Genomic DNA, 24383 nt, shown 5'->3' with positions numbered 1-24383 from the left:
TCTTCATCAAGAGGCGGCCGCTTTTTTTAACCGGGGGTCGTTATGTACGCTTTAACCCACGGTCGGATTTATACCGGCCATGATATTCTGGATGACCATGCGATTGTTATCGCCAATGGCCTGATTGAACGTGTTTGCCCACTGGCAGAGCTGCCGCCGGGGATTGAACAGCGCTCACTCAATGGAGCAGTAATCTCCCCCGGTTTCATCGACGTACAGCTGAACGGCTGCGGTGGTGTGCAATTTAATGATACCGCGGACGCGGTGACGGTCGACACGCTGGAAATCATGCAGAAAGCCAACGAGAAATCGGGCTGCACCAGCTATCTGCCAACCCTCATCACCAGCAGTGATGATCTCATGAAACAGGGTATCCGCGTGATGCGCGACTACCTGGCAAAACACCCTAATCAGGCGCTGGGTCTGCATCTTGAAGGACCGTGGCTGAACATCGTGAAAAAAGGGACGCATAACCCGGATTACGTGCGAAAACCTGACGCTGAGCTGGTCGACTACCTGTGTGCCAACGCCGATGTGATCACCAAAGTGACGCTGGCTCCTGAAATCGCGGGACCTGACGTTATCAGCAAACTGGCCGCCGCCGGGATTGTCGTTTCAGCGGGCCATTCAAACGCAACGCAAAAAGAAGCGAAAGCAGGTTTCCGCGCCGGCATTACCTTTGCGACGCACCTGTACAACGCGATGCCGTATATCACCGGTCGTGAACCTGGGCTGGTCGGGGCGATTCTCGATGAGCAGGACGTTTACTGCGGCATTATTGCTGACGGCTTGCACGTTGATTACACCAACATTCGCAACGCCAAGCGCCTGAAAGGTGACAAACTCTGTCTGGTAACCGATGCCACCGCACCGGCAGGGGCAAATATTGAGCAGTTCATTTTTGCCGGTAAAACAATATACTACCGCAATGGACTGTGTGTTGATGAAAACGGTACGCTGAGTGGTTCCTCCCTGACGATGATTGAAGGGGTGCGTAACCTGGTTGAACATTGCGGGATTGCGCTTGATGAAGTCCTGCGTATGGCGACCCTTTATCCTGCGCGCGCGATGGGCGTAGATAAACAGCTTGGCGGAATTGCACCAGGTATGGTTGCAAACCTGACGGCATTCACACACGATTATAAAATTATCAAGACCATCGTTAATGGTAACGAGGTCGTCACTGAGTAAGTAAAAGTATGACACCAGGCGGACAAGCTCAAATCGGTAATGTCGATCTCGTTAAACAACTTAACAGCGCGGCGGTTTATCGTCTGATTGACCAACACGGGCCAATCTCGCGCATTCAGATAGCCGAACAAAGCCAGCTTGCTCCCGCCAGCGTGACAAAAATTACCCGTCAGCTCATTGAGCGCGGACTGATCAAAGAAGTCGATCAGCAGGCCTCCACCGGAGGCCGCCGCGCCATCTCCATTATTACCGAAACCCGCAATTTTCAGGCGATCGGCGTCCGTCTTGGTCGTCATGACACCACCCTTACGCTCTATGATCTGAGCAGCAAAGCCATCGCGGAAGAACACTACCCGCTTCCGGAGCGCACTCAGGAGACGCTGGAACACGCGCTGCTGAATACCATTGAACACTTTATCGAGAGCTGTCAGCGCAAAATCCGTGAACTGATTGCGATCTCGGTGATCCTGCCAGGCCTGGTAGACCCCGAAAGCGGCGTGATCCGTTATATGCCCCATATAAAGGTTGAGAACTGGGGGTTGGTAGATGCGCTGGAAAAACGCTTTAAAGTGACCTGTTTCGTGGGGCACGACATCCGCTCTCTGGCCCTGGCAGAGCACTACTTTGGTGCGAGCCAGGATTGTGAAGATTCGATTCTGGTGCGCGTACACCGCGGTACAGGGGCAGGCATCATCTCTAACGGGCGCATTTTTATTGGCCGCAACGGTAACGTCGGTGAGATTGGTCATATTCAGGTAGAGCCGCTTGGCGAACGCTGCCACTGCGGAAACTTTGGCTGTCTGGAGACAATTGCCGCCAACACGGCGATTGAACAGCGGGTGCGCCATCTGCTTGAACAGGGTTACCAGAGCCGCGTCACGCTGGACGATTGCAAGATAGGGACAATCTGCAAAGCCGCCAACAAAGGCGACGCGCTGGCCTGCGAAGTTATTGAGCAGGTGGGGCGCCATCTGGGTAAAACCATCGCCATCGCCATCAACCTGTTTAACCCGCAAAAAGTGGTGATCGCCGGTGAGATTGTGGAGGCTGAGAAGATCCTGCTGCCCGCCATTGAAGGCTGCATTAACACTCAGGCGCTGAAAGCCTTCCGCCAGAACCTTCCCGTCGTTCGTTCTAAGCTTGACCATCGCTCAGCGATAGGCGCATTTGCGCTGGTTAAACGCGCCATGCTCAACGGTATTCTGTTGCAACATTTGCTGGAAAGTTGATCGGGTCTTATAGTAACGCCTTCTTTTTTTGATGTCGGAATGTCCATGACCATTAAGAATGTAATTTGTGATATCGACGGCGTGCTGATGCACGACAACGTTGCTGTACCAGGTGCTGCGGAATTTCTTCACCGCATCATCGACAAAGGAATGCCTCTGGTTCTTCTCACGAACTACCCTTCTCAGACCGGTCAGGACCTGGCAAACCGCTTTGCCACAGCAGGCGTCAACGTGCCGGACAGCGTGTTTTATACTTCTGCCATGGCCACCGCTGATTTCCTCAAGCGCCAGGAAGGAAAAAAGGCCTACGTGGTGGGTGAAGGGGCGCTGATCCACGAGTTATATAAGGCAGGGTTTACCATCACAGATGTGAACCCGGACTTTGTGATCGTTGGCGAAACGCGCTCCTATAACTGGGAGATGATGCACAAAGCCTCCTACTTTGTTGCCAACGGTGCGCGTTTTATTGCCACCAACCCGGATACCCACGGCCGTGGTTTTTACCCTGCCTGCGGCGCGCTGTGTGCCGGTATCGAAAAGATCTCTGGCCGGAAACCATTCTACGTGGGCAAGCCCAGCCCGTGGATCATCCGTGCTGCGCTGAACAAGATGCAGGCCCACTCTGAAGAAACGGTGATTGTCGGCGACAACCTGCGCACCGATATCCTGGCCGGATTCCAGGCGGGCCTGGAAACCATTCTGGTGCTTTCCGGTGTCTCCACGCTCGACGATATTGACGCCATGCCCTTCCGACCGAGCTGGATTTATCCCTCCGTCGAAGAAATTGATATTATCTGATCCCAAACCACGCCTCAGCGCGTGGTTTTTTATTTTCACGCCCGATAAATAACCCCACATCTAACAAAACAGCCGTTTTATTGCATAATCATCAATAAAAGCGTTTATGACGTACTCGTTTTTCACTATTCGGCAATCAGCATTGCACTATTTCCGTTTTATCCCGTAAAACCCTTGCGCGCCCTCCCCCTTTGCGGCATTTTCATAAGCAAGCAACATTACAAAGCAACAGGGTTAACGGAGAAGGTTATGTGTTCAATTTTTGGCGTACTGGATATTAAAACTGACGCAGGCGAACTGCGTAAAAAGGCACTCGAATTGTCCCGCCTGATGCGCCATCGCGGCCCAGACTGGTCCGGCGTTTACGCCAGCGATAAAGCCATCCTGGCACACGAACGTCTGTCCATTGTTGACGTCAACGCCGGTGCGCAGCCGCTGTATAACGAGAAAAAAACACACGCGCTGGCTGTCAACGGTGAAATCTATAACCATCAGGCGCTGCGCGCCGAGTACGGCGACCGTTACGCCTTCCAGACCGGTTCTGACTGTGAAGTTATCCTGGCGCTGTATCAGGAGAAAGGCCCGGAATTCCTCGATGATCTGCAGGGTATGTTTGCCTTTGCCCTGTACGACAGCGAAAAAGATGCCTATCTGATTGGCCGCGACCATATTGGTATTATCCCGCTGTATATGGGTCACGATGAACACGGCAACTTTTATGTCGCCTCAGAAATGAAAGCCCTGGTGCCGGTTTGCCGCACCATTAAAGAGTTCCCGGCAGGAAGTTACCTGTGGAGTAAAGACGGCGAGATCCGTCAGTACTATCAGCGCGACTGGTTCGACTATGATGCGGTTAAAGACAACGTGACTGATAAAGCCGAACTGCGTCAGGCGCTGGAAGATTCTGTTAAAAGCCACCTGATGTCAGATGTGCCTTACGGCGTACTGCTCTCCGGCGGGCTGGACTCGTCCGTGATCTCCGCGATCACCAAGAAATTCGCCGCGCGTCGTGTTGAAGATCAGGAACGTTCAGAAGCCTGGTGGCCGCAACTGCACTCCTTTGCTGTGGGCCTGGAAGGCGCACCGGATCTGAAAGCCGCGCAGGAAGTGGCAAACCATCTCGGTACCGTGCACCATGAGATCCACTTCACCGTGCAGGAAGGGCTGGATGCGATCCGCGATGTTATCTACCACATCGAAACCTACGATGTGACCACCATTCGCGCTTCCACACCGATGTACCTGATGTCGCGTAAGATCAAAGCGATGGGCATTAAGATGGTGCTCTCCGGTGAAGGATCTGACGAAGTGTTTGGCGGCTACCTCTATTTCCACAAAGCGCCGAACGCAAAAGAGCTGCACGAAGAGACAGTACGTAAACTGCAGGCGCTGCATATGTTTGACTGCGCACGCGCCAACAAAGCGATGTCTGCCTGGGGTGTGGAAGCCCGTGTTCCCTTCCTAGATAAGAAATTCCTCGACGTGGCAATGCGCATCAACCCGCAGGACAAAATGTGCGGCAACGGCAAAATGGAGAAACATATCCTGCGTGAATGTTTCGAATCCTACCTGCCGGCGAGCGTGGCATGGCGTCAGAAAGAGCAGTTCTCTGACGGTGTCGGGTATAGCTGGATCGACACCCTGAAAGAGGTAGCGGCAAAACAGGTTTCCGATCAGCAACTGGAAACCGCGAGCTTCCGCTTCCCGTACAACACGCCAGGCTCCAAAGAAGCGTATCTGTACCGTGAAATCTTTGAAGAGTTGTTCCCGGTGCCGAGTGCGGCGGAGTGTGTTCCTGGCGGCCCGTCCGTTGCCTGTTCTTCGGCTAAAGCCATTGAATGGGATGAATCTTTCAAGTCAATGAACGACCCATCAGGACGTGCGGTAGGCGTACACCAGTCTGCCTATAAGTAATCGAAAAGCATCCAATCAGGCCCTGCGGGGCCTGATTTTTTTTGCCCCCTTTTTCACTCCCCAAAAACGATAAATAAACAATAATTGCCGAATATTCGGTCACGCTGTTCGCAACCTAACCAAACAGTCACATTCCGGCTATTTTCGTTGAAAAAGGTGTTGACGCTGCAAGGGTCTATACGCATAATGCGCCCCGCAACGCCGATAAGGTAACGCGAAAAAAAGATGGCTACGTAGCTCAGTTGGTTAGAGCACATCACTCATAATGATGGGGTCACAGGTTCGAATCCCGTCGTAGCCACCATCTTTTTTGCGGGAGTGGCGAAATTGGTAGACGCACCAGATTTAGGTTCTGGCGCCGCAAGGTGTGCGAGTTCAAGTCTCGCCTCCCGCACCATTCCCAGGTAAGCGTTGCACGGATGGGGTATCGCCAAGCGGTAAGGCACCGGTTTTTGATACCGGCATTCCCTGGTTCGAATCCAGGTACCCCAGCCATATTTCTTCGATTTTGCGGTTCTCCGCGGTATTGGGGTATCGCCAAGCGGTAAGGCACCGGTTTTTGATACCGGCATTCCCTGGTTCGAATCCAGGTACCCCAGCCATCGAAGATTGCAGTACTGGCTACGTAGCTCAGTTGGTTAGAGCACATCACTCATAATGATGGGGTCACAGGTTCGAATCCCGTCGTAGCCACCAAATTAGTCATCTGTCGAATGATTCGGTAGACGAGAAAAAATTGTTGGGGTATCGCCAAGCGGTAAGGCACCGGATTCTGATTCCGGCATTCCGAGGTTCGAATCCTCGTACCCCAGCCAATTTAAAAAAGTCGTTAAGCACATTGTTTAACGCAATTGGGGTGTCGCCAAGCGGTAAGGCTCTGGTTTCTGATACCAGCATTCCGGGGTTCGAATCCCTGCACCCCAGCCACTTAGTAACAAAAAAGCCCGCTCTGCGGGCTTTTTTGTTTTTTTTGGATTATGTACCGCATCCGAAAGCCCTCTCCCGCAGGAGAAGGCACTCAGATTAAAGGCCTAACGCGTACTTCAGTGCCTGACGTTTCAGCCCACCGGCACGCTCCGCCGCCATCAACCCAATGTTACGCAGAATGCGCACCGGACCAAGATCGTTACTGAACCCGGCGTAAAACAGATCCATCCCCGACTGCATGATAAAGTTATCCGCCATACGCCGCGTCTGGTAACGTTTCAGTACCGGATGGCTGGCCCAGGCCTCCGCATGAGCGCGCGCATTGCCCAGCACATCCAGTAGAGCCTCAACGTCACGGTATCCCAGGTTCACGCCCTGCCCCGCCAGCGGGTGAATGGTGTGTGCCGCATCCCCCACCAGCGCCAGCCCTGCACGGGCATACTGCAATGCATGGCGACGGGTAAGCGGAAACGCCCCGGCGGCAACCGGCATGACGTTGCCCAGACGGCGTGGGAAGTGCTGATGGATCTCTCGCTGCAGCTGCTCCATTGACAGCCCCTGCAACTGACGAACGCGCGCCGGTTTGTCATACCACACCAGCGACGCCCAGCGATCAAACAACGGTAAAAAGGCATGCGGGCCATTCGGGGTAAAGTGCTGCCAGGTGCTCTCACCCGGGTCATTCTCACACTGCACGGTGATCAGCATGCACGCCTGCTGGTACTGCCAGGCATGAATACCAATTCCCGCCATTTGCCTGACCTGTGAGTTGGCACCATCCGCTCCGACAACCAGCTTCGTGGCCAGCTCATCACCCTTATCCAGCTCAAGCAAATACCCGCCTTCGTGGGGATGCAGTGCGTTAAGTGACGCCGGGACGCGCAGCGCCACTTTCGGATGCGCCTCCAGGGCTTGCCAGAGCGCCAGCTGGAGGACCGTGTTTTCCACCATATAGCCCAGGCGGGGCAGCTTCAATTCAGCGGCATCAAACGCGACATGCGCATTCTCCCACTCCCAGGTTTCGAGACGGCTGTAAGGGTGCGCGCGCATCCCGAGCACGGCATCCCAGACGCCCAGCCCGCGCAGCAGATCGACAGAGGCGGCGCTGATAGCTGAAATTCGCACATCCGGCTTTGCCGTCGGGTCAAACGCAACAGGGGCAGCCTGCTCGATAACCGTCACCTCAAATCCCTGCTGCGCCAGCCCCAGCGCGAGTGCGCCGCCGACCATACCGCCGCCGACAACGGCAATTTCGGTTTGTTGGAGAGTCATGGTCAATTATCCTTAATGGTATATACCTTAAGTTTACCGGATTTTTTCGGTCTTGAGGTTGACAACCTTCATACTGGTCACAACCGCAGCAAAGCATTACAATACGCGCCCTGCATTCCTGAGCATGAGCAAGTCGATGACAAAAAAACTCCATATAAAAACCTGGGGCTGTCAGATGAACGAATACGATTCATCCAAGATGGCCGATCTGCTGGATGCCACGCACGGGTATCAACTGACTGACAACGCGAACGAAGCGGACGTGTTGCTGCTCAATACCTGTTCGATCCGTGAGAAGGCGCAGGAGAAGGTGTTCCATCAACTGGGCCGCTGGAAGCTTATCAAACGCAAAAGACCCGATGTGATCATTGGCGTGGGTGGGTGTGTGGCCTCGCAGGAAGGCAAACTGATCCGCCAGCGTGCTCACTATGTTGATATTATTTTTGGCCCGCAGACGCTGCACCGCCTGCCGGAGATGATCAACGCCGTTCGCGAGAATCGCCGCCCGGTGGTTGACGTAAGCTTCCCGGAAATCGAAAAATTTGACCGTCTGCCAGAACCACGCGCGGATGGTCCAACAGCCTACGTCTCCATTATGGAAGGCTGTAACAAGTACTGCACCTATTGTGTCGTACCGTATACCCGCGGCGAAGAAGTGAGCCGTCCGACCGACGACATTCTGTTTGAAGTGGCGCAACTGGCGGCACAGGGTGTGCGTGAAATTCATCTGCTGGGCCAGAACGTCAACGCCTGGCGCGGTGAGAACTACGACGGTACCACCGGCAGCTTTGCAGAACTGCTGCGCCTGGTGGCCGCGATCGACGGCATCGACCGCCTTCGCTTCACCACCAGCCACCCAATGGAATTTACCGATGACATCATTGATGTGTATCGCGATACGCCAGAGCTGGTGAGCTTCCTGCATTTGCCGATTCAGTGTGGTTCCGACCGCGTGCTGAACCTGATGGGACGTCCACATACGGTACTGGAGTACAAATCCATCATCCGCAAGCTGCGTGAAGCCCGCCCTGATATCCAGATTAGCTCCGACTTTATCGTTGGCTTCCCGGGCGAAACCACGGATGACTTTGAGCGCACGATGAAGCTCATTGGCGAAGTGAATTTTGACGTCAGCTACAGCTTTATCTTCTCAGCGCGTCCAGGTACTCCTGCGGCCGATATGGTCGACGATGTGCCGGAAGAAGAGAAAAAGCAGCGTCTGTATATTCTGCAGGAGCGTATCAACCAGCAGGCCAACGCCTGGAGCCGTCGTATGGTCGGCACCGTCCAGCGTATTCTGGTAGAAGGCACCTCCCGTAAGAGCATTATGGAGCTGTCAGGACGCACCGAAAATAACCGCGTCGTGAACTTTGAAGGCACGCCAGACATGGTCGGTAAATTTGTGGACGTGGAGATTGTCGACGTGCTGACCAACTCCCTGCGCGCAAAAGTGGTCCGTACCGAAGACGAAATGGGTCTGCGCATCGCACAGTCGCCGGAATCCGTCATGTCCCGCACCCGCAAAGAAAGCGACGCTGGCGTCGGTATTTACCAGCCATAACGCCATCCGGCCTGCCGTTTCGGCAGGCCTTGTATTTCCTCTCATCGCCCCCAATATCTTCCGCAACGCTTGCGCCTTTATTCTATGGCGTGAATAATTTCGGTAATGGCCGTTTTATTACGCCAGGTGGCACCGGGTCAGTTAATCAATCAAAGAGGAACAGTTTGAACATAGATACGCGTGAAATTAGCCTTGAGCCAGCAGACAACGCTCGCCTGCTGAGCCTGTGCGGGCCGTTTGATGACAACATCAAACAACTGGAGCGACGTCTGGGTATCGAAATCAATCGTCGCGATAATCATTTCAAACTCACCGGACGCCCTCTCTGCGTCAACGCCGCTGCGGATATTCTGCGTAGCCTGTATGTGGATACCGCCCCAATGCGCGGTGAAATACAGGATATCGAGCCAGAACAGATCCACCTCGCGATCAAAGAGGCGCGCGTGCTTGAGCAAAGCGCAGAAAGCGTGCCGGACTATGGCAAGGCCATCAATATTAAGACCAAACGTGGCGTCATTAAGCCGCGTACGCCAAACCAGGCGCAGTACATCGCCAACATTCTCGACCATGACATCACCTTCGGTGTGGGCCCGGCGGGTACGGGTAAAACCTATCTGGCCGTTGCCGCGGCGGTTGATGCACTCGAACGCCAGGAGATTCGTCGCATCCTGCTGACCCGTCCGGCGGTGGAAGCGGGTGAAAAACTGGGCTTCCTGCCAGGCGATCTGAGCCAGAAGGTTGACCCTTACCTTCGTCCGTTATACGACGCGCTGTTCGAGATGCTCGGCTTTGAGAAAGTGGAGAAGCTGATTGAGCGTAACGTGATTGAAGTTGCCCCGCTCGCCTATATGCGCGGCCGTACGCTGAATGATGCATTCATTATTCTCGATGAAAGCCAGAACACCACCATCGAACAGATGAAAATGTTCCTGACACGTATCGGCTTTAACTCAAAAGCGGTCATTACCGGTGACGTCACGCAGATTGACCTGCCGCGCAGCACCAAATCGGGTCTGCGCCATGCCATTGAAGTGCTGGCCGACGTCGACGAAATCAGCTTTAACTTCTTCCACAGCGAAGACGTGGTCCGTCACCCGGTTGTGGCGCGCATCGTTAACGCTTATGAAGCATGGGAAGAAGCAGATCAGAAGCGTAAGGCCGAACTGGCCGCAGAACGTAAGCGCGAAGCGCAGGAGCAAGAACAAAAATGAGTCAGGTGATCCTCGATTTACAACTGGCATGTGACGATAATTCCGGCTTGCCAGAAGAGGCGCAGTTTCAGACATGGCTGGATGCGGTTATCCCCCAGTTTAAGGAAGAATCAGAAGTCACGATTCGTCTGGTGGATGAAGCCGAAAGCCATGAGCTTAACCTGACCTACCGCGGGAAAGATAAGCCGACCAACGTGCTCTCTTTCCCCTTCGAAGCCCCACCGGGAATTGAGATGCCGCTGCTGGGCGATCTGATCATCTGCCGCCAGGTCGTGGAACAGGAAGCTAAAGAGCAGCAAAAACCGCTGGAAGCGCACTGGGCGCATATGGTGGTACACGGTAGCCTGCATCTGCTCGGCTACGACCATATTGAAGATGACGAAGCGGAAGAGATGGAGTCCCTCGAGACAGAGATAATGCTTGCTCTGGGCTATGAGGATCCGTACATTGCCGAGAAAGAATAGTCAGTCGACCGACTGACTAACATGCCGCCGCGTAGGAAAATAGCGCGGCGGTAAACGTTGAACTAACAAGAGAACCCTTAACAAACGCCATGAGCGACGACAATTCACACAGTAGCGACACGACAAACACCAAAAAGGGATTTTTCTCCCTCATTCTGAACCAGCTTTTCCACGGCGAACCTAAAAACCGTGACGAACTGCTGGAGCTGATTCGTGATTCCGGGCAAAACGACCTTATCGATGAAGATACGCGCGAAATGCTCGAAGGGGTAATGGACATCGCCGACCAGCGCGTTCGCGACATCATGATCCCCCGCTCGCAGATGATCACCCTGAAACGTAACCAGACTCTGGACGAGTGCCTCGATGTGATCATCGAATCCGCACACTCGCGTTTCCCGGTCATCAGCGAAGATAAAGATCACATTGAAGGGATTTTGATGGCGAAAGATCTGCTGCCGTTTATGCGCAGCGATGCCGAAGCCTTCTGCATGGAAAAAGTGTTACGCCAGGCCGTGGTTGTGCCGGAAAGTAAACGTGTGGATCGGATGCTGAAAGAGTTTCGCTCTCAGCGCTACCACATGGCGATTGTTATTGATGAATTTGGTGGCGTTTCCGGTCTCGTCACGATCGAAGATATCCTTGAGCTGATCGTGGGCGAAATCGAAGATGAGTATGACGAAGAAGAGGATATCGACTTCCGTCAGCTTAGCCGTCACACCTGGACCGTTCGCGCGCTGGCCTCGATTGAGGACTTTAACGACGCCTTTAGTACCCATTTCAGCGATGAAGAGGTCGATACTATTGGCGGGCTGGTGATGCAGGCCTTTGGCCACCTTCCGGCACGCGGCGAGACCGTTGACATCGACGGTTACCAGTTCAAAGTGGCAATGGCCGACAGCCGACGTATTATACAGGTTCATGTCAGAACGCCGGACGACTCACCGGTGCCAAAACTGGAAGATTAATGTAAATGGCATTTGCCCCATTACTTGAACGCCAGCGCGTACGTCTGCTGCTGGCGCTGTTACTCGGAGCCAGCGGAACGCTGGCTTTTTCTCCTTACGATATCTGGCCTGCAGCCATTCTCTCCCTGATGGGACTTCAGGGTTTAACCCTGAATCGTCGTCCCGTCCAGGCGGCAGCGATTGGCTACTTCTGGGGACTGGGGCTGTTTGGCTCCGGCATCAACTGGGTCTATGTCAGCATCGCCCAGTTTGGCGGTATGCCAGGACCCGTTAACGTCTTCCTCGTGGTGCTGCTGGCCGCTTATCTCTCGCTCTATACCGGTCTGTTCGCGGGTATCCTTTCTCGCCTGTGGCCAAAAACCACCTGGCTGCGCGTTGCCATTGCTGCGCCGGTTGTCTGGCAAATTACCGAGTTCCTTCGCGGCTGGGTACTGACTGGCTTCCCGTGGCTGCAGTTCGGTTACAGTCAGATTGATGGCCCGCTAAAGGGGCTTGCTCCGGTAATGGGCGTTGAAGCGATTAACTTCCTGTTGATGGTGGTGAGCGGACTGCTGGTCCTGGCGCTGGTCACACATAGCTGGAAGACGCTGGTCGTGGCGCTGGTGTTGTTTGCCCTGCCTTTCCCACTGCGTTATATCCAGTGGTACAGCCTGGTGCCAGAGCGCACCACGCAGGTTTCAATGGTGCAGGGGAATATCCCTCAGTCAATGAAATGGGACGAGAAAGAGCTGCTGAACACGCTGAAGATCTACGCTAACGCCACCGAGGCGGTCATGGGTAAATCGCAGCTGATCATCTGGCCAGAGTCGGCGATTCCGGATCTGGAAATTAACCAGCAGCCGTTCCTGAACATGATGAACGATCTACTGCTGGCTCGCGGCAGTACGCTGGTTACCGGGATTGTCGATGCGCGTCTGAATCAGCAGAACCGCTATGACACCTACAACACCATCATTACGCTGGGTAAAGACAGCGAATACAGCTACAACTCCACTGACCGGTATAACAAGAATCACCTGGTACCGTTTGGCGAATTTGTACCGCTGGAGTCCATTCTGCGCCCGTTAGCACCGTTCTTTGACCTGCCGATGTCCTCATTCAGCCGTGGCCCGTACGTTCAGCCCCAGCTGCATGCGCACGGTTTTGCCCTGACGGCGGCCATCTGCTACGAAATTATCCTCGGCGAGCAGGTGCGCGATAACTTCCGTCCGGACACTGACTTCCTGCTGACTATCTCCAACGATGCCTGGTTTGGTAAGTCGATTGGCCCGTGGCAGCACTTCCAGATGGCGCGGATGCGCTCCCTGGAGCTGGCGCGCCCGCTGCTGCGTAGCACCAACAACGGCATTACCGCCGTGATTGGCCCGCAGGGCGAAATCCAGGCCATGATCCCGCAATTCACCCGTGAAGTGCTGACGACCAACGTCACGCCTGCGACGGGCCTGACGCCTTATGCCCGCACCGGCAACTGGCCGCTGTGGATCCTGACCGCGCTGTTCGGATTTGGCGCGGTGCTGATGAGCTTGCGTCAGCGTCGTCGATAATTTCCCCTCCCTTCCCCTCTCCCGTTGGGAGAGGGCATTTCTGGCACGTCTCTTGCTTTATTTCCCCACGTAAACGCAGTTTGGCTTAACGTGCAACTTCGTCGCACCAGCGTAGATCACCGGTAGCACCGAAACGGTGCAACGAGAGATATTTGCCTCTGATTGGTGCGGCGCGCTTCGCAAAAATAAACAATAACGCAGCAAAATCTTTACATTAAGCCAGACTAAATGTTAACAAGCTTGCATAACACTGCACTCGCATAGCGCGAGATATAACAACATCACAATGGGTATCAATGCGTCACTGGCGCTGATAAGAAAGGAGTTGGGTATGCAATTACGTAAACTGGCCACAGCAATGCTGGTTATGGGGATGTCGGCAAGCGTCGTTCACGCTGAAGATGCTCCGGCTGCCGGGAGCACTCTCGACAAGATTGCCAAAAACGGCGTGATCGTGGTCGGCCACCGTGAATCTTCTGTCCCGTTCTCTTACTACGACAACACGCAAAAAGTCGTGGGCTATTCACAGGATTACTCCAACGCTATCGTTGAAGCTGTGAAGAAAAAGCTGAACAAACCTGACCTGCAGGTGAAGCTGATTCCAATCACTTCACAAAACCGTATTCCACTGCTGCAAAACGGCACGTTCGATTTTGAGTGCGGTTCCACCACCAACAACCTTGAGCGTCAGAAACAGGCTGCCTTCTCTGACACCATCTTCGTCGTGGGCACCCGCCTGCTGACCAAGAAAGGCGGCGTGATCAAAGACTTTGCGGACCTGAAAGGCAAAGCCGTCGTTGTTACCTCCGGTACCACTTCCGAAGTGCTGCTGCACAAGCTGAACGACGAGAAGAAAATGGATATGCGCATCATCAGCGCGAAAGATCATGGCGACTCTTTCCGTACCCTGGAAAGTGGCCGTGCTGTGGCGTTTATGATGGATGATGCCCTGCTGGCAGGCGAACGTGCAAAAGCGAAGAAACCAGACAACTGGGATATCGTCGGCACGGCGCAATCTAAAGAAGCGTACGGCTGTATGCTGCGTAAAGACGATCCGCAGTTCAAGAAGCTGATCGATGACACCATCGCTCAGGTTCAGACCTCCGGTGAAGCGGAAAAATGGTTCGATAAATGGTTCAAGAACCCGATTCCACCCAAAAATCTTAACATGAACTTCGAACTGTCTGACGACATGAAAGCGCTGTTCAAATCACCAAACGACAAGGCTCTTAACTAATTAGAACAACAGGGGCGGGATCTCCTGCCCTCTCGATTGTCGGGAAGCATGGACAGACTATACGTTGAGTGGTCGTTCCCCACTCAGCGCGAAAAATGAGCTTCTCACCAATCTTCGAGGGTAGCGCTGCTACCCTTTTTTTTCTGGAGTTTATTATGTCAATAGACTGGAACTGGGGCATATTCCTGCAACAAGCCCCGTTCGGCAACACCACCTATCTTGGCTGGCTGTGGAGCGGTTTTCAGGTTACCGTCGCCTTATCGATCACGGCGTGGATTATCGCGTTTCTTGTCGGTTCACTGTTCGGTATTTTGCGCACCGTGCCTAACCGTTTTCTCTCATCTCTCGGCACCCTGTATGTGGAACTGTTCCGTAACGTTCCGCTGATTGTGCAATTTTTCACCTGGTATCTGGTCGTCCCGGAACTGCTGCCGGAAAATATTGGCATGTGGTTTAAGTCGGAACTGGATCCGAACGTGCAGTTCTTTGTCTCCTCCATGCTCTGCCTGGGGCTCTTCACCGCCGCGCGCGTTTGCGAGCAGGTACGTGCCGCCATTCAGTCACTGCCGCGCGGACAAAAAAATGCTGGTCTGGCGATGGGCCTGACGCTGCCACAAACTTACCGCTATGTACTGCTGCCTAACGCTTACCGCGTCATTGTTCCACCGATGACGTCTGAGATGATGAACCTGGTAAAAAACTCGGCCATCGCCTCGACCATCGGTCTGGTGGATATGGCCGCACAGGCGGGCAAGCTGCTGGATTATTCCGCCCACGCGTGGGAATCCTTCACGGCGATCACACTCGCCTATGTTCTGATTAACACTTTCATCATGCTGGTGATGAACCTGGTTGAACGCAAAATCCGCCTGCCGGGCAATCTGGGGGGCAAATAATGTACGAATTTGACTGGAGTTCTATCGTTCCATCCATGCCTTACCTGCTGGATGGTCTGCTGATCACCTTAAAAATCACCGTGATTGCTATTGTGGTGGGTATCGTCTGGGGCACCCTGCTGGCGGTCATGCGCCTGTCGGCCTTTAAACCGTTCGCCTGGTTTGCCACGGCCTACGTTAACGTTTTCCGCTCCATCCCCCTGGTGATGGTACTGCTGTGGTTTTACCTGATTGTTCCCGGCTTTCTGCAAAACGTACTGGGGCTGTCGCCGAAAACCGATATCCGCCTGATCTCCGCGATGGTCGCGTTCTCAATGTTTGAGGCTGCCTACTATTCAGAGATTATCCGAGCGGGTATTCAGAGTATTTCCCGTGGGCAGTCCAGCGCCGCGCTGGCGCTGGGGATGACGCACTGGCAATCCATGCAGCTCATTATTCTGCCGCAGGCGTTTCGCGCCATGGTTCCCCTCCTGCTGACCCAGGGCATCGTACTGTTCCAGGATACCTCTCTGGTCTACGTATTGAGCCTGGCAGACTTCTTCCGTACCGCGTCTACCATCGGTGAACGTGACGGTACGCAGGTCGAAATGGTGCTCTTCGCGGGTGGCGTCTATTTTGTGATTAGTTTAAGCGCGTCGCTGTTGGTCAGCTGGCTGAAGAAAAGGACTGTATAATGATTTCCCTGAAAAATGTTTCTAAATGGTATGGGCACTTTCAGGTGCTGACCGACTGCTCAACCGAAGTGAAAAAAGGTGACGTGGTGGTGGTATGTGGGCCATCCGGCTCCGGTAAATCCACGCTGATCAAAACCGTTAACGGCCTGGAGCCGGTGCAGCAAGGAGAGATCCTCGTCAACGGCACCAAAGTCAATGACAGGAAAACCAACCTTGCTCAGCTGCGTTCCCACGTCGGCATGGTGTTCCAGCACTTTGAGCTGTTTCCGCACCTCTCCATTATCGAGAACCTGACGCTGGCGCAGGTAAAAGTGCTGAAACGCGATAAAAAGCTCGCGCGCGATAAAGGTCTGAAGCTGCTGGAACGCGTGGGGCTCTCTGCGCATGCTGATAAATTCCCGGCGCAGCTCTCTGGCGGTCAGCAGCAGCGTGTGGCTATTGCCCGGGCCCTGTGTATGGATCCGGTCGCCATGCTGTTTGATGAACCGACTTCTGCTCTCGATCCCGAGATGATCAACGAAGTGCTGGACGTAATGGTTGAGCTGGCGCACGAAGGGATGACGATGATGGTGGTGACCCACGAAATGGGCTTTGCCCGCAAAGTGGCGAACCGCGTGATCTTCATGGACGAAGGGAAGATTGTTGAAGACTCGCCGAAAGAAGAGTTCTTCGCCAATCCAAAATCCGAGCGAGCAAAAGACTTCCTCGCCAAAATCCTGCACTAATCTCCCCGGTGCGCAATCTGCGGATTGCGCACTGCTTCACGCTTTAGCTCTCTTCTTCTCGTCGGCGTCACATTGCAGCGTTAACCTTGTCACAAAATAATGCTACGTATGGAGCACGCTATGGCACAACCTATCCTTCTCGATTGCGACCCGGGTCATGATGACGCGATCGCCCTCGTCCTTGCACTTGCCTCCCCTGAACTGGACGTCAAAGCCGTCACGTCCTCTGCCGGAAACCAGACCCCGGAGAAAACGCTGCGTAACGTCCTGCGTATGCTGACGTTGCTCAAACGCACCGATATACCGGTCGCCGGTGGTGCCGTCAAACCGCTCATGCGCGATCTGATCATTGCCGACAACGTGCACGGTGAAAGTGGGCTGGATGGCCCGGCACTGCCCGAACCGGGGTTTGAAGCGCAACCCTGCACCGCCGTAGAGCTGATGGCGAAAGTGCTGCGTGAAAGCGCGGAACCGGTCACACTGGTGGCCACCGGCCCGCAAACCAACGTTGCGCTGCTGCTCAACAGCCATCCGGAATTGCACAGTAAAATCGCCCGAATCGTGATCATGGGCGGCGCAATGGGACTCGGGAACTGGACGCCAGCGGCGGAGTTCAACATTTTTGTCGATCCGGAAGCCGCAGAGATTGTCTTCCAGTCTGGCCTGCCGATTGTCATGGCCGGCCTGGACGTCACCCATCGCGCACAAATAATGGCGCACGACATTGCGCGCTTTCGTGCCATTGGCAACCCGGTGGCGACAACCGTCGCAGAGTTGCTGGACTTCTTTATGGCGTATCACAAAGCCGAGAAATGGGGTTTTCACGGCGCGCCGCTGCACGATCCGTGCACCATTGCCTGGCTGCTCAAACCGGAGATGTTTACCACGGTAGAACGGTGGGTGGGCGTGGAAACCCAGGGGAAATACACTCAGGGTATGACGGTGGTGGACTACTATTCGCTGACGGGCAATCACCCCAACACCACGCTAATGGTGGATATCGACCGGGAAGCGTTCGTGGATTTGCTGGCGGAAAGACTCAACTATTACAGCCAGGCCCGGTAAGCGATGGCCACCGGGCATGGTAGACTGCTCTGTGGCCTGATGCTCTCCCTCTGACCTGCTGGCAGAGGGCGGCTTTTACTTAGGGCTCAAACGGCCGACGCTGGAACTGATCGTGTCCACACTTTGGACACAGCGGCAACACATCCGGCGTATAGACCGCAATGTGGTGATGGCATTTCTCGCACACCAGATTCCCCAGCCCGACCACTTCTCCGCTGTGATAGACCCCGTGGTGGTTGAGATCCTGAAAGACTTCACGCCACTCCAGCTGCGTTTTATCGGTGATATCCGCCAGCTCCTGCCACAGGCTTTCTTTAATTACCCGCATAAAAACGCTGTCGGTAACCTCGTTCTGACTCTCTTCGTAGCTTCGCGCAAACTCTTCCAGGTCGCGGCGTACGGCGCGCGTCACCTCTTCCACTTCGGTTCGCGTTAACTCACCCGTTTGCGTCACGCGGGCCCGCGCCTGTTCCACCAGCGCATCGATATCACGCTCGCCGTTACGCAGCCGTTCCGTCAGTGTTGTCACCAGTTCTCGGTAAAATTGAGCAACCTTGTTCATCATTTTGCCTCCCGGGTAAGTAACTGACTCTAATAATAGACCTTATTTCGCCACCGCTTTGCCAGGTGAACCACAGACCCGACAAATTCCTCACGCGCGCATTTGTGCGAAAGGCTGTTTTGGCGCGGGCGTTTGGGCTATGCTATGCGGATCTGAATTACCACATCCATTGGCTACATTTGTAGCTGTATTGAAAACAGGACCACTGGCTGCCATGCAAGAGCAATACCGCCCGGAAGAGATAGAATCAAAAGTCCAGCAACACTGGGACGAGAAGCGCACCTTTGAAGTAACCGAAGACGAGAGCAAAGAGAAGTATTACTGCCTGTCGATGCTTCCCTATCCTTCTGGTCGACTACACATGGGCCACGTGCGTAACTACACCATTGGTGATGTGATTGCCCGCTACCAGCGTATGCTCGGCAAAAACGTCCTGCAGCCTATTGGCTGGGATGCGTTTGGTCTGCCTGCAGAAGGCGCGGCGGTCAAAAACAACACAGCACCTGCCCCGTGGACGTACGACAACATCGCGTACATGAAAAACCAGCTCAAAATGCTGGGCTTTGGCTATGACTGGAGCCGCGAGCTGGCGACCTGCACCCCGGAATACTACCGCTGGGAGCAGAAATTCTTCACCGAGCTGTACAAAAAAGGCCTGGTGTACAAGAAGACCTCTGCCGTTAACTGGTGTCCGAACGACCAGACCGTACTGGCGAACGAGCAGGTTATCGACGGCTGCTGCTGGCGTTGTGATACCAAAGTTGAGCGTAAAGAGATCCCACAGTGGTTTATCAAAATCACCGCCTACGCTGACGAGCTGCTGAACGATCTGGATAATCTGGATCACTGGCCTGATACCGTCAAGACTATGCAGCGTAACTGGATCGGCCGTTCAGAAGGCGTGGAGATCACCTTCAACGTTGAGAACGACGATCGGACCCTGACCGTCTACACTACCCGTCCGGACACCTTCATGGGTGCGACCTATCTGGCCGTGGCCGCTGGTCACCCGCTGGCGCAGAAAGCCGCGGAAAACAACCCGGAACTGGCGGCCTTTATCGACGAATGCCGCAACACCAAAGTGGCCGAAGCCGACATGGCGACGATGGAGAAGAAAGGCGTTGATACCGGCTTTAAGGCTATCCATCCCCTGACGGGCGAAGCAATCCCTATCTGGGCAGCCAACTTCGTGCTGATGGAGTACGGTACGGGTGCCGTCATGGCCGTTCCAGGCCACGATCAGCGTGACTACGAATTTGCCACCAAATATGGCCTGACCATCAAGCCTGTCATCCTCGCGGCTGACGGTTCTGAGCCAGACCTCTCCGCACAAGCCCTGACCGAAAAAGGCACCCTGTTCAACTCGGGTGAATTCAGCGGTCTGAGCTTTGAAGATGGCTTCAACGCGATTGCCGACAAGTTAGCGTCGCTGGGCGTCGGTGAGCGTAAAGTCAACTACCGCCTGCGCGACTGGGGTGTCTCTCGCCAGCGCTACTGGGGAGCACCTATCCCAATGGTGACGCTGGAAGATGGTACCGTGATGCCAACGCCAGAAGATCAACTCCCGGTGATCCTGCCGGAAGATGTGATCATGGACGGTATCACCAGCCCAATCAAAGCCGATCCTGAGTGGGCAAAAACGACCGTTAACGGCCAGCCAGCGCTGCGTGAAACTGACACCTTTGATACCTTTATGGAATCGTCATGGTACTACGCGCGTTACACCTGCCCGCAGTATCAGGAAGGCATGCTGGATTCCGATGCAGCAAACTACTGGCTGCCTGTGGACATCTACATCGGTGGTATTGAACACGCCATCATGCACCTGCTCTACTTCCGCTTCTTCCACAAGCTGATGCGTGACGCAGGCATGGTCAACTCTGACGAACCAGCAAAACAGCTGCTGTGTCAGGGCATGGTGCTGGCCGATGCCTTCTACTACGTCGGGGCGAACGGCGAGCGTAACTGGGTGTCTCCGGTTGACGCGATCGTTGAGCGCGACGAGAAAGGTCGTATCGTGAAGGCGAAAGACGCCGAAGGTCATGAACTGGTTTATACCGGCATGAGCAAGATGTCGAAGTCTAAAAACAACGGCATCGACCCTCAGGTGATGGTTGAGCGTTACGGCGCAGATACCGTGCGTCTGTTTATGATGTTTGCCTCTCCGGCTGACATGACCCTGGAATGGCAGGAATCGGGCGTTGAAGGGGCTAACCGCTTCCTGAAGCGTGTCTGGAAACTGGTTTACGAGCACACCTCTCAGGGTGATGCTCCGGCAGTGAACGTCGCGGCACTGACTGACGATCAGCAGGCGCTGCGTCGTGATGTTCATAAAACGATTGCAAAAGTGACCGATGATATTGGTCGTCGTCAGACCTTCAATACCGCAATTGCGGCTATTATGGAACTGATGAACAAGCTGGCAAAAGCCCCGCAGGACGGCGAGCAGGATCGTGCCTTAATGCGTGAAGCGCTGCTGGCCGTCGTTCGCATGTTGAACCCGTTCACCCCGCACGTCAGCTTCACCCTCTGGCAGGAGCTGAAAGGCGAAGGCGATATCGACAACGCACCGTGGCCAGTGGCTGACGAATCCGCGATGGTGGAAAACACCACGCTGGTTGTGGTCCAGGTTAACGGCAAAGTTCGCGGTAAAATTACCGTGGCGGTCGATGCTACCGAAGAACAGGTTCGCGAACGCGCAGGCCAGGAACATCTGGTTGCGAAATATCTTGAGGGCGTTACCGTACGTAAAGTGATCTACGTACCGGGTAAATTGCTGAATCTGGTCGTTGGCTAAGCGCGGGAGGAAACGTGCGACAACTGGCAACAATACTCTTATCTCTGGCGGTGCTTGTCACCGCTGGTTGTGGCTGGCATCTGCGCAATACCACGGCAGTGCCTGCTGAAATGAAAACGATGATTTTCGACTCATCAGATCCGAATGGTCCACTAAGCCGGGCAATTCGAAACCAGCTGCGGCTTAACGATGTTGAGTTGATAGAGAAAGGAACGTTACGTCAGGATGTTCCATCCCTGCGCGTTCTGGGCTCAGCCTTAGCTCAAGACACGGCGTCCATTTTCCAGGACGGCCGTACCGCGGAGTATCAGATGGTCCTGTCGGTTAATGCCGCCGTCCTGATCCCGGGTAAAGACATCTACCCAATCAGCACGAAAGTGTACCGTTCGTTCTTCGATAACCCGCAGACGGCTCTGGCAAAAGACGCCGAGCAGCAGATTATCATCAAAGAAATGTACGACAAAGCCGCAGAGCAGTTGATCCGTAAGCTGCCGGGCGTTGCCGCGTCAACGAAACAGGGTTCTGACATCATCGAAAAACCGGATGCCACCACGCCTCCTGTTTCTGCCTCCATGGGTAACTGATGATCAGGCTGTATCCTGAACAACTCCGCGCGCAGCTCAATGAAGGGCTGCGCGCGGCGTATCTGCTTCTCGGAAACGATCCGCTATTACTTCAGGAAAGCCTGGATGCCGTCCGACAGGCGGCGGCCGGTCAGGGCTTTGATGAACACCACACCGTCCAGCTGGATAACAATACCGACTGGAATGCCCTCTTCTCGCTTTGCCAGGCGATGAGCCTCTTTGCATCGCGCCAGACCATCCAGATCCTGCTGCCGGAGAATGGCCCTAACGCGGCCATCAATGAACAGCTGGCAACGCTGGTCAGTCTGCTGCACAGCGATCTGCTGTTTATTGTGCGCGGCAACAAGCTCACCAAAGCGCAGGAAAACGCGGCCTGGTTTACCCAGCTCGCGGCCAATGCGGTTATGGTGACCTGTCAGACGCCTGAACAATCCCATCTGCCAAAATGGGTCGCGACAAGAGCGAAGCAAAACAATCTTCAGCTGGACGACGCCGCAAACCAGCTTCTCTGCTACTGCTATGAAGGTAACCTGCTGGCACTGGCGCAGGCGCTGGACAGGCTCTCCCTGCTCTGGCCAGACGGTAAGCTGACACTGCCACGCGTGGAGCAGGCCGTTAACGATGCCGCGCACTTTACGCCCTTCCACTGGGTGGATGCACTGCTGGCAGCGAAAAGCAAACGCGCCCTGCATATATTGCAACAGCTGCGCCTGGAAGGTAGCGAACCGGTTATTTTGCTGCGCACTCTTCAGCGTGAATTATTACTGCTGATTACCCTCAAGCGTCAGTCTGCACATACGCCATTACGTTCGCTGTTTGATAAACATCGGGTGTGGCAAAACCGTCGGGCGATGACCACCGAGGCCATCAACCGCCTGAGTCATGAACAGCTGCGTCAAGCCGTGCAGCTTCTGATGCGCGCTGAGCTTACGTTGAAACAAGATTATGGTCAGTCGGTCTGGGCGGAGCTGGAAAGTCTCTCTCTGCTGCTCTGCCATAAGGCGCTGGCAGACGTATTTATCGATGGATAGTATGCATTCTTTACAGGCCCTCTACGGTGGCACCTTCGACCCGGTCCATTACGGACATCTGAAGCCGGTTGAAATTCTGGCGAATCTGATCGGCCTTCAGCGCGTAATCATCATGCCCAATAATGTGCCGCCGCACCGTCCGCAACCTGAGGCAAGCAGCGAGCAGAGAAAAGAGATGCTCACTCTGGCCATCGCGGATAAACCGCTTTTTAGCCTTGATGAGCGAGAACTGCGCCGCGACACACCGTCCTGGACGTCGCAAACGCTGCAGGAGTGGCGAGCCGAGCAAGGGCCGGACACTCCGCTGGCCTTTATTATTGGTCAGGACTCCCTGCTCAATTTTCCCACCTGGCACCAGTATGAAACGATTCTGGAAAACAGCCACCTGCTTGTCTGTCGCCGTCCGGGCTATCCGCTGACCATGCGAGAAGAGCAGTATCAGCAGTGGCTTGAGGCGCATCTCACAGACAATATTGAAGACTTGCACAACCAACCTGCCGGGAAGATTTATCTGGCAGAGACGCCGTGGTTCGATATTTCTGCGACCCTCATTCGCGAGCGTCTGCAGCAGGGATTAGCCTGTGACGATCTGCTGCCATCAGCTGTGCTGGACTACATTCACGCGCATGGGTTGTATCAGAAAAGCGCAGACGCATAGCGGGGGCGCATGAAAAAGCGGCGTAATGATTATCCTGCCTTGACAGGGTAAGCCATACTGTTATCCTCCGCTGCCAGACTTTCCCGCCGATCATTGCTTTACAGAAATTGTTTTACAAAAATGGCGATGCAATCTCAGGCGGAGGGTGGGATGATACCCGCCTTCAAAAGCCCGGCCGGAGACATTTGTCCCGACACTGGCGTCAGTTCAGGTATACTGTCTGGCCACGAATTCATAGTTATACAATCTCATTCACCCCAGGGGGAAAACTTGCAGGGTAAAGCACTCCAGGATTTTGTTATCGACAAAATTGATGACCTGAAAGGTCAGGACATCATCGCTATCGACGTTAAGGGTAAATCCAGCATCACCGACTGCATGATTATCTGCACCGGTACTTCAACGCGTCATGTTGTTTCGATTGCCGACCACGTTGTTCAGGAATCGCGTGCAGCAGGCCTGTTACCGCTTGGCGTTGAAGGTGAAGCGACCGCTGACTGGGTGGTTGTCGATCTCGGCGATGTGATTGTCCATGTCATGCAGGAAGAGAGCCGTCGCCTGTATGAGCTGGAAAAACTCTGGGGTTAATGCGTGAAGTTGCAACTGGTCGCCGTCGGCACCAAAATGCCGGACTGGGTACAAACCGGTTTTACTGAATATCTGCGTCGTTTTCCAAAAGACATGCCGTTCGAACTGGTGGAAATTCCCGCCGGGAAACGCGGCAAGAACGCCGATATCAAACGTATTCTCGATAAAGAGGGAGAGCTGATGCTGGCTGCCGCAGGCAAAAACCGCATCGTCACCCTCGATATTCCAGGTAAACCCTGGGATACGCCGCAGCTGGCGCACGAACTGGAGCGCTGGAAGCAGGATGGTCGTGACGTCAGTCTGTTGATTGGCGGGCCTGAAGGGTTATCTCCTGCCTGCAAAGCGGCGGCAGAACAAAGTTGGTCTCTCTCCGCGCTGACGCTTCCCCACCCGCTCGTTCGGGTACTGGTGGCAGAAAGCCTGTATCGCGCGTGGAGCATTACTACCAACCACCCATATCACCGCGAGTAGTGACTGACCAGGGTAG

22 protein-coding genes and 7 tRNA genes are annotated in these 24383 nt (G+C 54.5%); 27 read left to right on the top strand and 2 right to left on the bottom strand.

Annotated elements, in window-relative coordinates; all coding sequences use genetic code 11:
• Positions 1–42 precede the first annotated feature (42 nt).
• From nagA to AM379_RS14345, 11 genes are all read left to right on the top strand, one after another.
• Positions 43–1191 carry an N-acetylglucosamine-6-phosphate deacetylase gene (gene nagA / locus AM379_RS14395; RefSeq protein WP_032677691.1) on the top strand — a complete coding sequence of 383 codons (1149 nt, stop codon included), beginning with the start codon at positions 43–45 and terminating at the stop codon, positions 1189–1191.
• Between the two features lie 8 nt (positions 1192–1199).
• Positions 1200–2420, top strand: coding sequence for a DNA-binding transcriptional regulator NagC (nagC, locus tag AM379_RS14390; RefSeq protein WP_032677689.1), 1221 nt, complete (start codon positions 1200–1202; stop codon positions 2418–2420).
• A gap of 45 nt (positions 2421–2465) precedes the next feature.
• Positions 2466–3218, top strand: coding sequence for a ribonucleotide monophosphatase NagD (gene nagD, locus AM379_RS14385; protein WP_020884984.1), 753 nt, complete (start codon positions 2466–2468; stop codon positions 3216–3218).
• Positions 3219–3467: 249 nt separating this feature from the next.
• Complete coding sequence (gene asnB / locus AM379_RS14380; RefSeq protein WP_010428626.1) at positions 3468–5132, top strand: asparagine synthase B; 1665 nt, start codon at positions 3468–3470, stop codon at positions 5130–5132.
• Between the two features lie 227 nt (positions 5133–5359).
• Positions 5360–5436: transfer RNA gene (locus tag AM379_RS14375), tRNA-Met, on the top strand.
• An 8-nt stretch (positions 5437–5444) separates the two neighbouring features.
• Positions 5445–5529: transfer RNA gene (locus AM379_RS14370), tRNA-Leu, on the top strand.
• A 23-nt stretch (positions 5530–5552) separates the two neighbouring features.
• Positions 5553–5627, top strand: a tRNA-Gln gene (locus tag AM379_RS14365).
• A gap of 32 nt (positions 5628–5659) precedes the next feature.
• Positions 5660–5734, top strand: a tRNA-Gln gene (locus tag AM379_RS14360).
• Positions 5735–5751: 17 nt separating this feature from the next.
• A tRNA-Met gene (locus AM379_RS14355) sits at positions 5752–5828 on the top strand.
• A gap of 44 nt (positions 5829–5872) precedes the next feature.
• A tRNA-Gln gene (locus AM379_RS14350) sits at positions 5873–5947 on the top strand.
• A gap of 37 nt (positions 5948–5984) precedes the next feature.
• A tRNA-Gln gene (locus tag AM379_RS14345) sits at positions 5985–6059 on the top strand.
• A gap of 96 nt (positions 6060–6155) precedes the next feature.
• Here the strand turns inward: AM379_RS14345 and ubiF are convergent.
• Positions 6156–7331, bottom strand: coding sequence for a 3-demethoxyubiquinol 3-hydroxylase (gene ubiF, locus AM379_RS14340; protein ID WP_032677688.1), 1176 nt, complete (start codon positions 7329–7331; stop codon positions 6156–6158).
• Positions 7332–7467: 136 nt separating this feature from the next.
• Here ubiF and miaB point away from each other — a divergent pair, with 136 nt between their 5' ends.
• The 10 genes from miaB to rihA all read left to right on the top strand — a co-directional run bounded on the left by miaB (position 7468) and on the right by rihA (position 17676).
• Positions 7468–8892: a tRNA (N6-isopentenyl adenosine(37)-C2)-methylthiotransferase MiaB gene (gene miaB / locus AM379_RS14335; protein WP_020884986.1), complete on the top strand. Its 1425-nt coding sequence runs from the start codon at positions 7468–7470 to the stop codon at positions 8890–8892.
• A gap of 164 nt (positions 8893–9056) precedes the next feature.
• Positions 9057–10103: a PhoH family protein gene (locus AM379_RS14330; RefSeq protein WP_020884987.1), complete on the top strand. Its 1047-nt coding sequence runs from the start codon at positions 9057–9059 to the stop codon at positions 10101–10103.
• The gene (ybeY, locus tag AM379_RS14325; protein WP_032677687.1) at positions 10100–10567 is read left to right on the top strand and encodes an rRNA maturation RNase YbeY; all 468 of its coding nucleotides are present in this window, start codon (positions 10100–10102) and stop codon (positions 10565–10567) included. Before AM379_RS14330 ends, ybeY begins: the two co-directional genes overlap by 4 nt.
• Before the next feature lie 89 nt (positions 10568–10656).
• A complete protein-coding gene (gene corC / locus AM379_RS14320) occupies positions 10657–11535 on the top strand; it encodes a CNNM family magnesium/cobalt transport protein CorC (protein ID WP_106503837.1) in 879 nt (292 codons plus the stop codon).
• 5 nt (positions 11536–11540) lie between these two features.
• Positions 11541–13079: an apolipoprotein N-acyltransferase gene (gene lnt / locus AM379_RS14315; RefSeq protein ID WP_032677686.1), complete on the top strand. Its 1539-nt coding sequence runs from the start codon at positions 11541–11543 to the stop codon at positions 13077–13079.
• 331 nt (positions 13080–13410) lie between these two features.
• The gene (locus AM379_RS14310; RefSeq protein ID WP_158701853.1) at positions 13411–14316 is read left to right on the top strand and encodes an amino acid ABC transporter substrate-binding protein; all 906 of its coding nucleotides are present in this window, start codon (positions 13411–13413) and stop codon (positions 14314–14316) included.
• Between the two features lie 155 nt (positions 14317–14471).
• Positions 14472–15212: an amino acid ABC transporter permease gene (locus AM379_RS14305; protein ID WP_020884992.1), complete on the top strand. Its 741-nt coding sequence runs from the start codon at positions 14472–14474 to the stop codon at positions 15210–15212.
• Entirely contained in the window at positions 15212–15886 is a 675-nt protein-coding gene (gene gltK, locus AM379_RS14300; protein WP_014169128.1) for a glutamate/aspartate ABC transporter permease GltK, read from the top strand. The genes AM379_RS14305 and gltK overlap by 1 nt, the downstream gene beginning before the upstream one ends.
• Complete coding sequence (locus AM379_RS14295) at positions 15886–16611, top strand: amino acid ABC transporter ATP-binding protein (protein WP_014169127.1); 726 nt, start codon at positions 15886–15888, stop codon at positions 16609–16611. The genes gltK and AM379_RS14295 overlap by 1 nt, the downstream gene beginning before the upstream one ends.
• Before the next feature lie 120 nt (positions 16612–16731).
• Complete coding sequence (gene rihA, locus AM379_RS14290; RefSeq protein WP_032677685.1) at positions 16732–17676, top strand: pyrimidine-specific ribonucleoside hydrolase RihA; 945 nt, start codon at positions 16732–16734, stop codon at positions 17674–17676.
• A 79-nt stretch (positions 17677–17755) separates the two neighbouring features.
• Here the strand turns inward: rihA and AM379_RS14285 are convergent, their stop codons facing one another.
• Positions 17756–18238 carry a zinc ribbon-containing protein gene (locus AM379_RS14285; RefSeq protein ID WP_025204671.1) on the bottom strand — a complete coding sequence of 161 codons (483 nt, stop codon included), beginning with the start codon at positions 18236–18238 and terminating at the stop codon, positions 17756–17758.
• Between the two features lie 214 nt (positions 18239–18452).
• On the opposite strand from AM379_RS14285, the gene leuS reads away from it, so the two are divergent.
• From leuS to rlmH, 6 genes are all read left to right on the top strand, one after another.
• Positions 18453–21035, top strand: a complete 2583-nt coding sequence (gene leuS, locus AM379_RS14280) for a leucine--tRNA ligase (RefSeq protein WP_032677684.1) — start codon at positions 18453–18455, stop codon at positions 21033–21035.
• Positions 21036–21049: 14 nt separating this feature from the next.
• Positions 21050–21619 (top strand): LPS assembly lipoprotein LptE, encoded by a 570-nt coding sequence (gene lptE, locus AM379_RS14275; RefSeq protein ID WP_032677682.1) that lies wholly within the window; start codon positions 21050–21052, stop codon positions 21617–21619.
• Positions 21619–22650, top strand: a complete 1032-nt coding sequence (gene holA / locus AM379_RS14270; RefSeq protein ID WP_032677681.1) for a DNA polymerase III subunit delta — start codon at positions 21619–21621, stop codon at positions 22648–22650. The genes lptE and holA overlap by 1 nt, the downstream gene beginning before the upstream one ends.
• The gene (nadD, locus tag AM379_RS14265) at positions 22643–23308 is read left to right on the top strand and encodes a nicotinate-nucleotide adenylyltransferase (protein WP_025204673.1); all 666 of its coding nucleotides are present in this window, start codon (positions 22643–22645) and stop codon (positions 23306–23308) included. The genes holA and nadD overlap by 8 nt, the downstream gene beginning before the upstream one ends.
• Positions 23309–23578: 270 nt before the next feature.
• Positions 23579–23896: a ribosome silencing factor gene (gene rsfS / locus AM379_RS14260; protein WP_003858696.1), complete on the top strand. Its 318-nt coding sequence runs from the start codon at positions 23579–23581 to the stop codon at positions 23894–23896.
• 3 nt (positions 23897–23899) lie between these two features.
• Entirely contained in the window at positions 23900–24367 is a 468-nt protein-coding gene (gene rlmH, locus AM379_RS14255) for a 23S rRNA (pseudouridine(1915)-N(3))-methyltransferase RlmH (RefSeq protein ID WP_003858701.1), read from the top strand.
• Positions 24368–24383: the final 16 nt, after the last annotated feature.

The organism is Enterobacter cloacae complex sp. FDA-CDC-AR_0132 (assembly GCF_003010695.1).
Classification (GTDB): Bacteria; Pseudomonadota; Gammaproteobacteria; order Enterobacterales; family Enterobacteriaceae; genus Enterobacter; species Enterobacter ludwigii.
The sequence above is the reverse complement of the archived record's forward strand: the minus strand, read 5'-3'. Positions and strand labels throughout refer to the sequence as shown.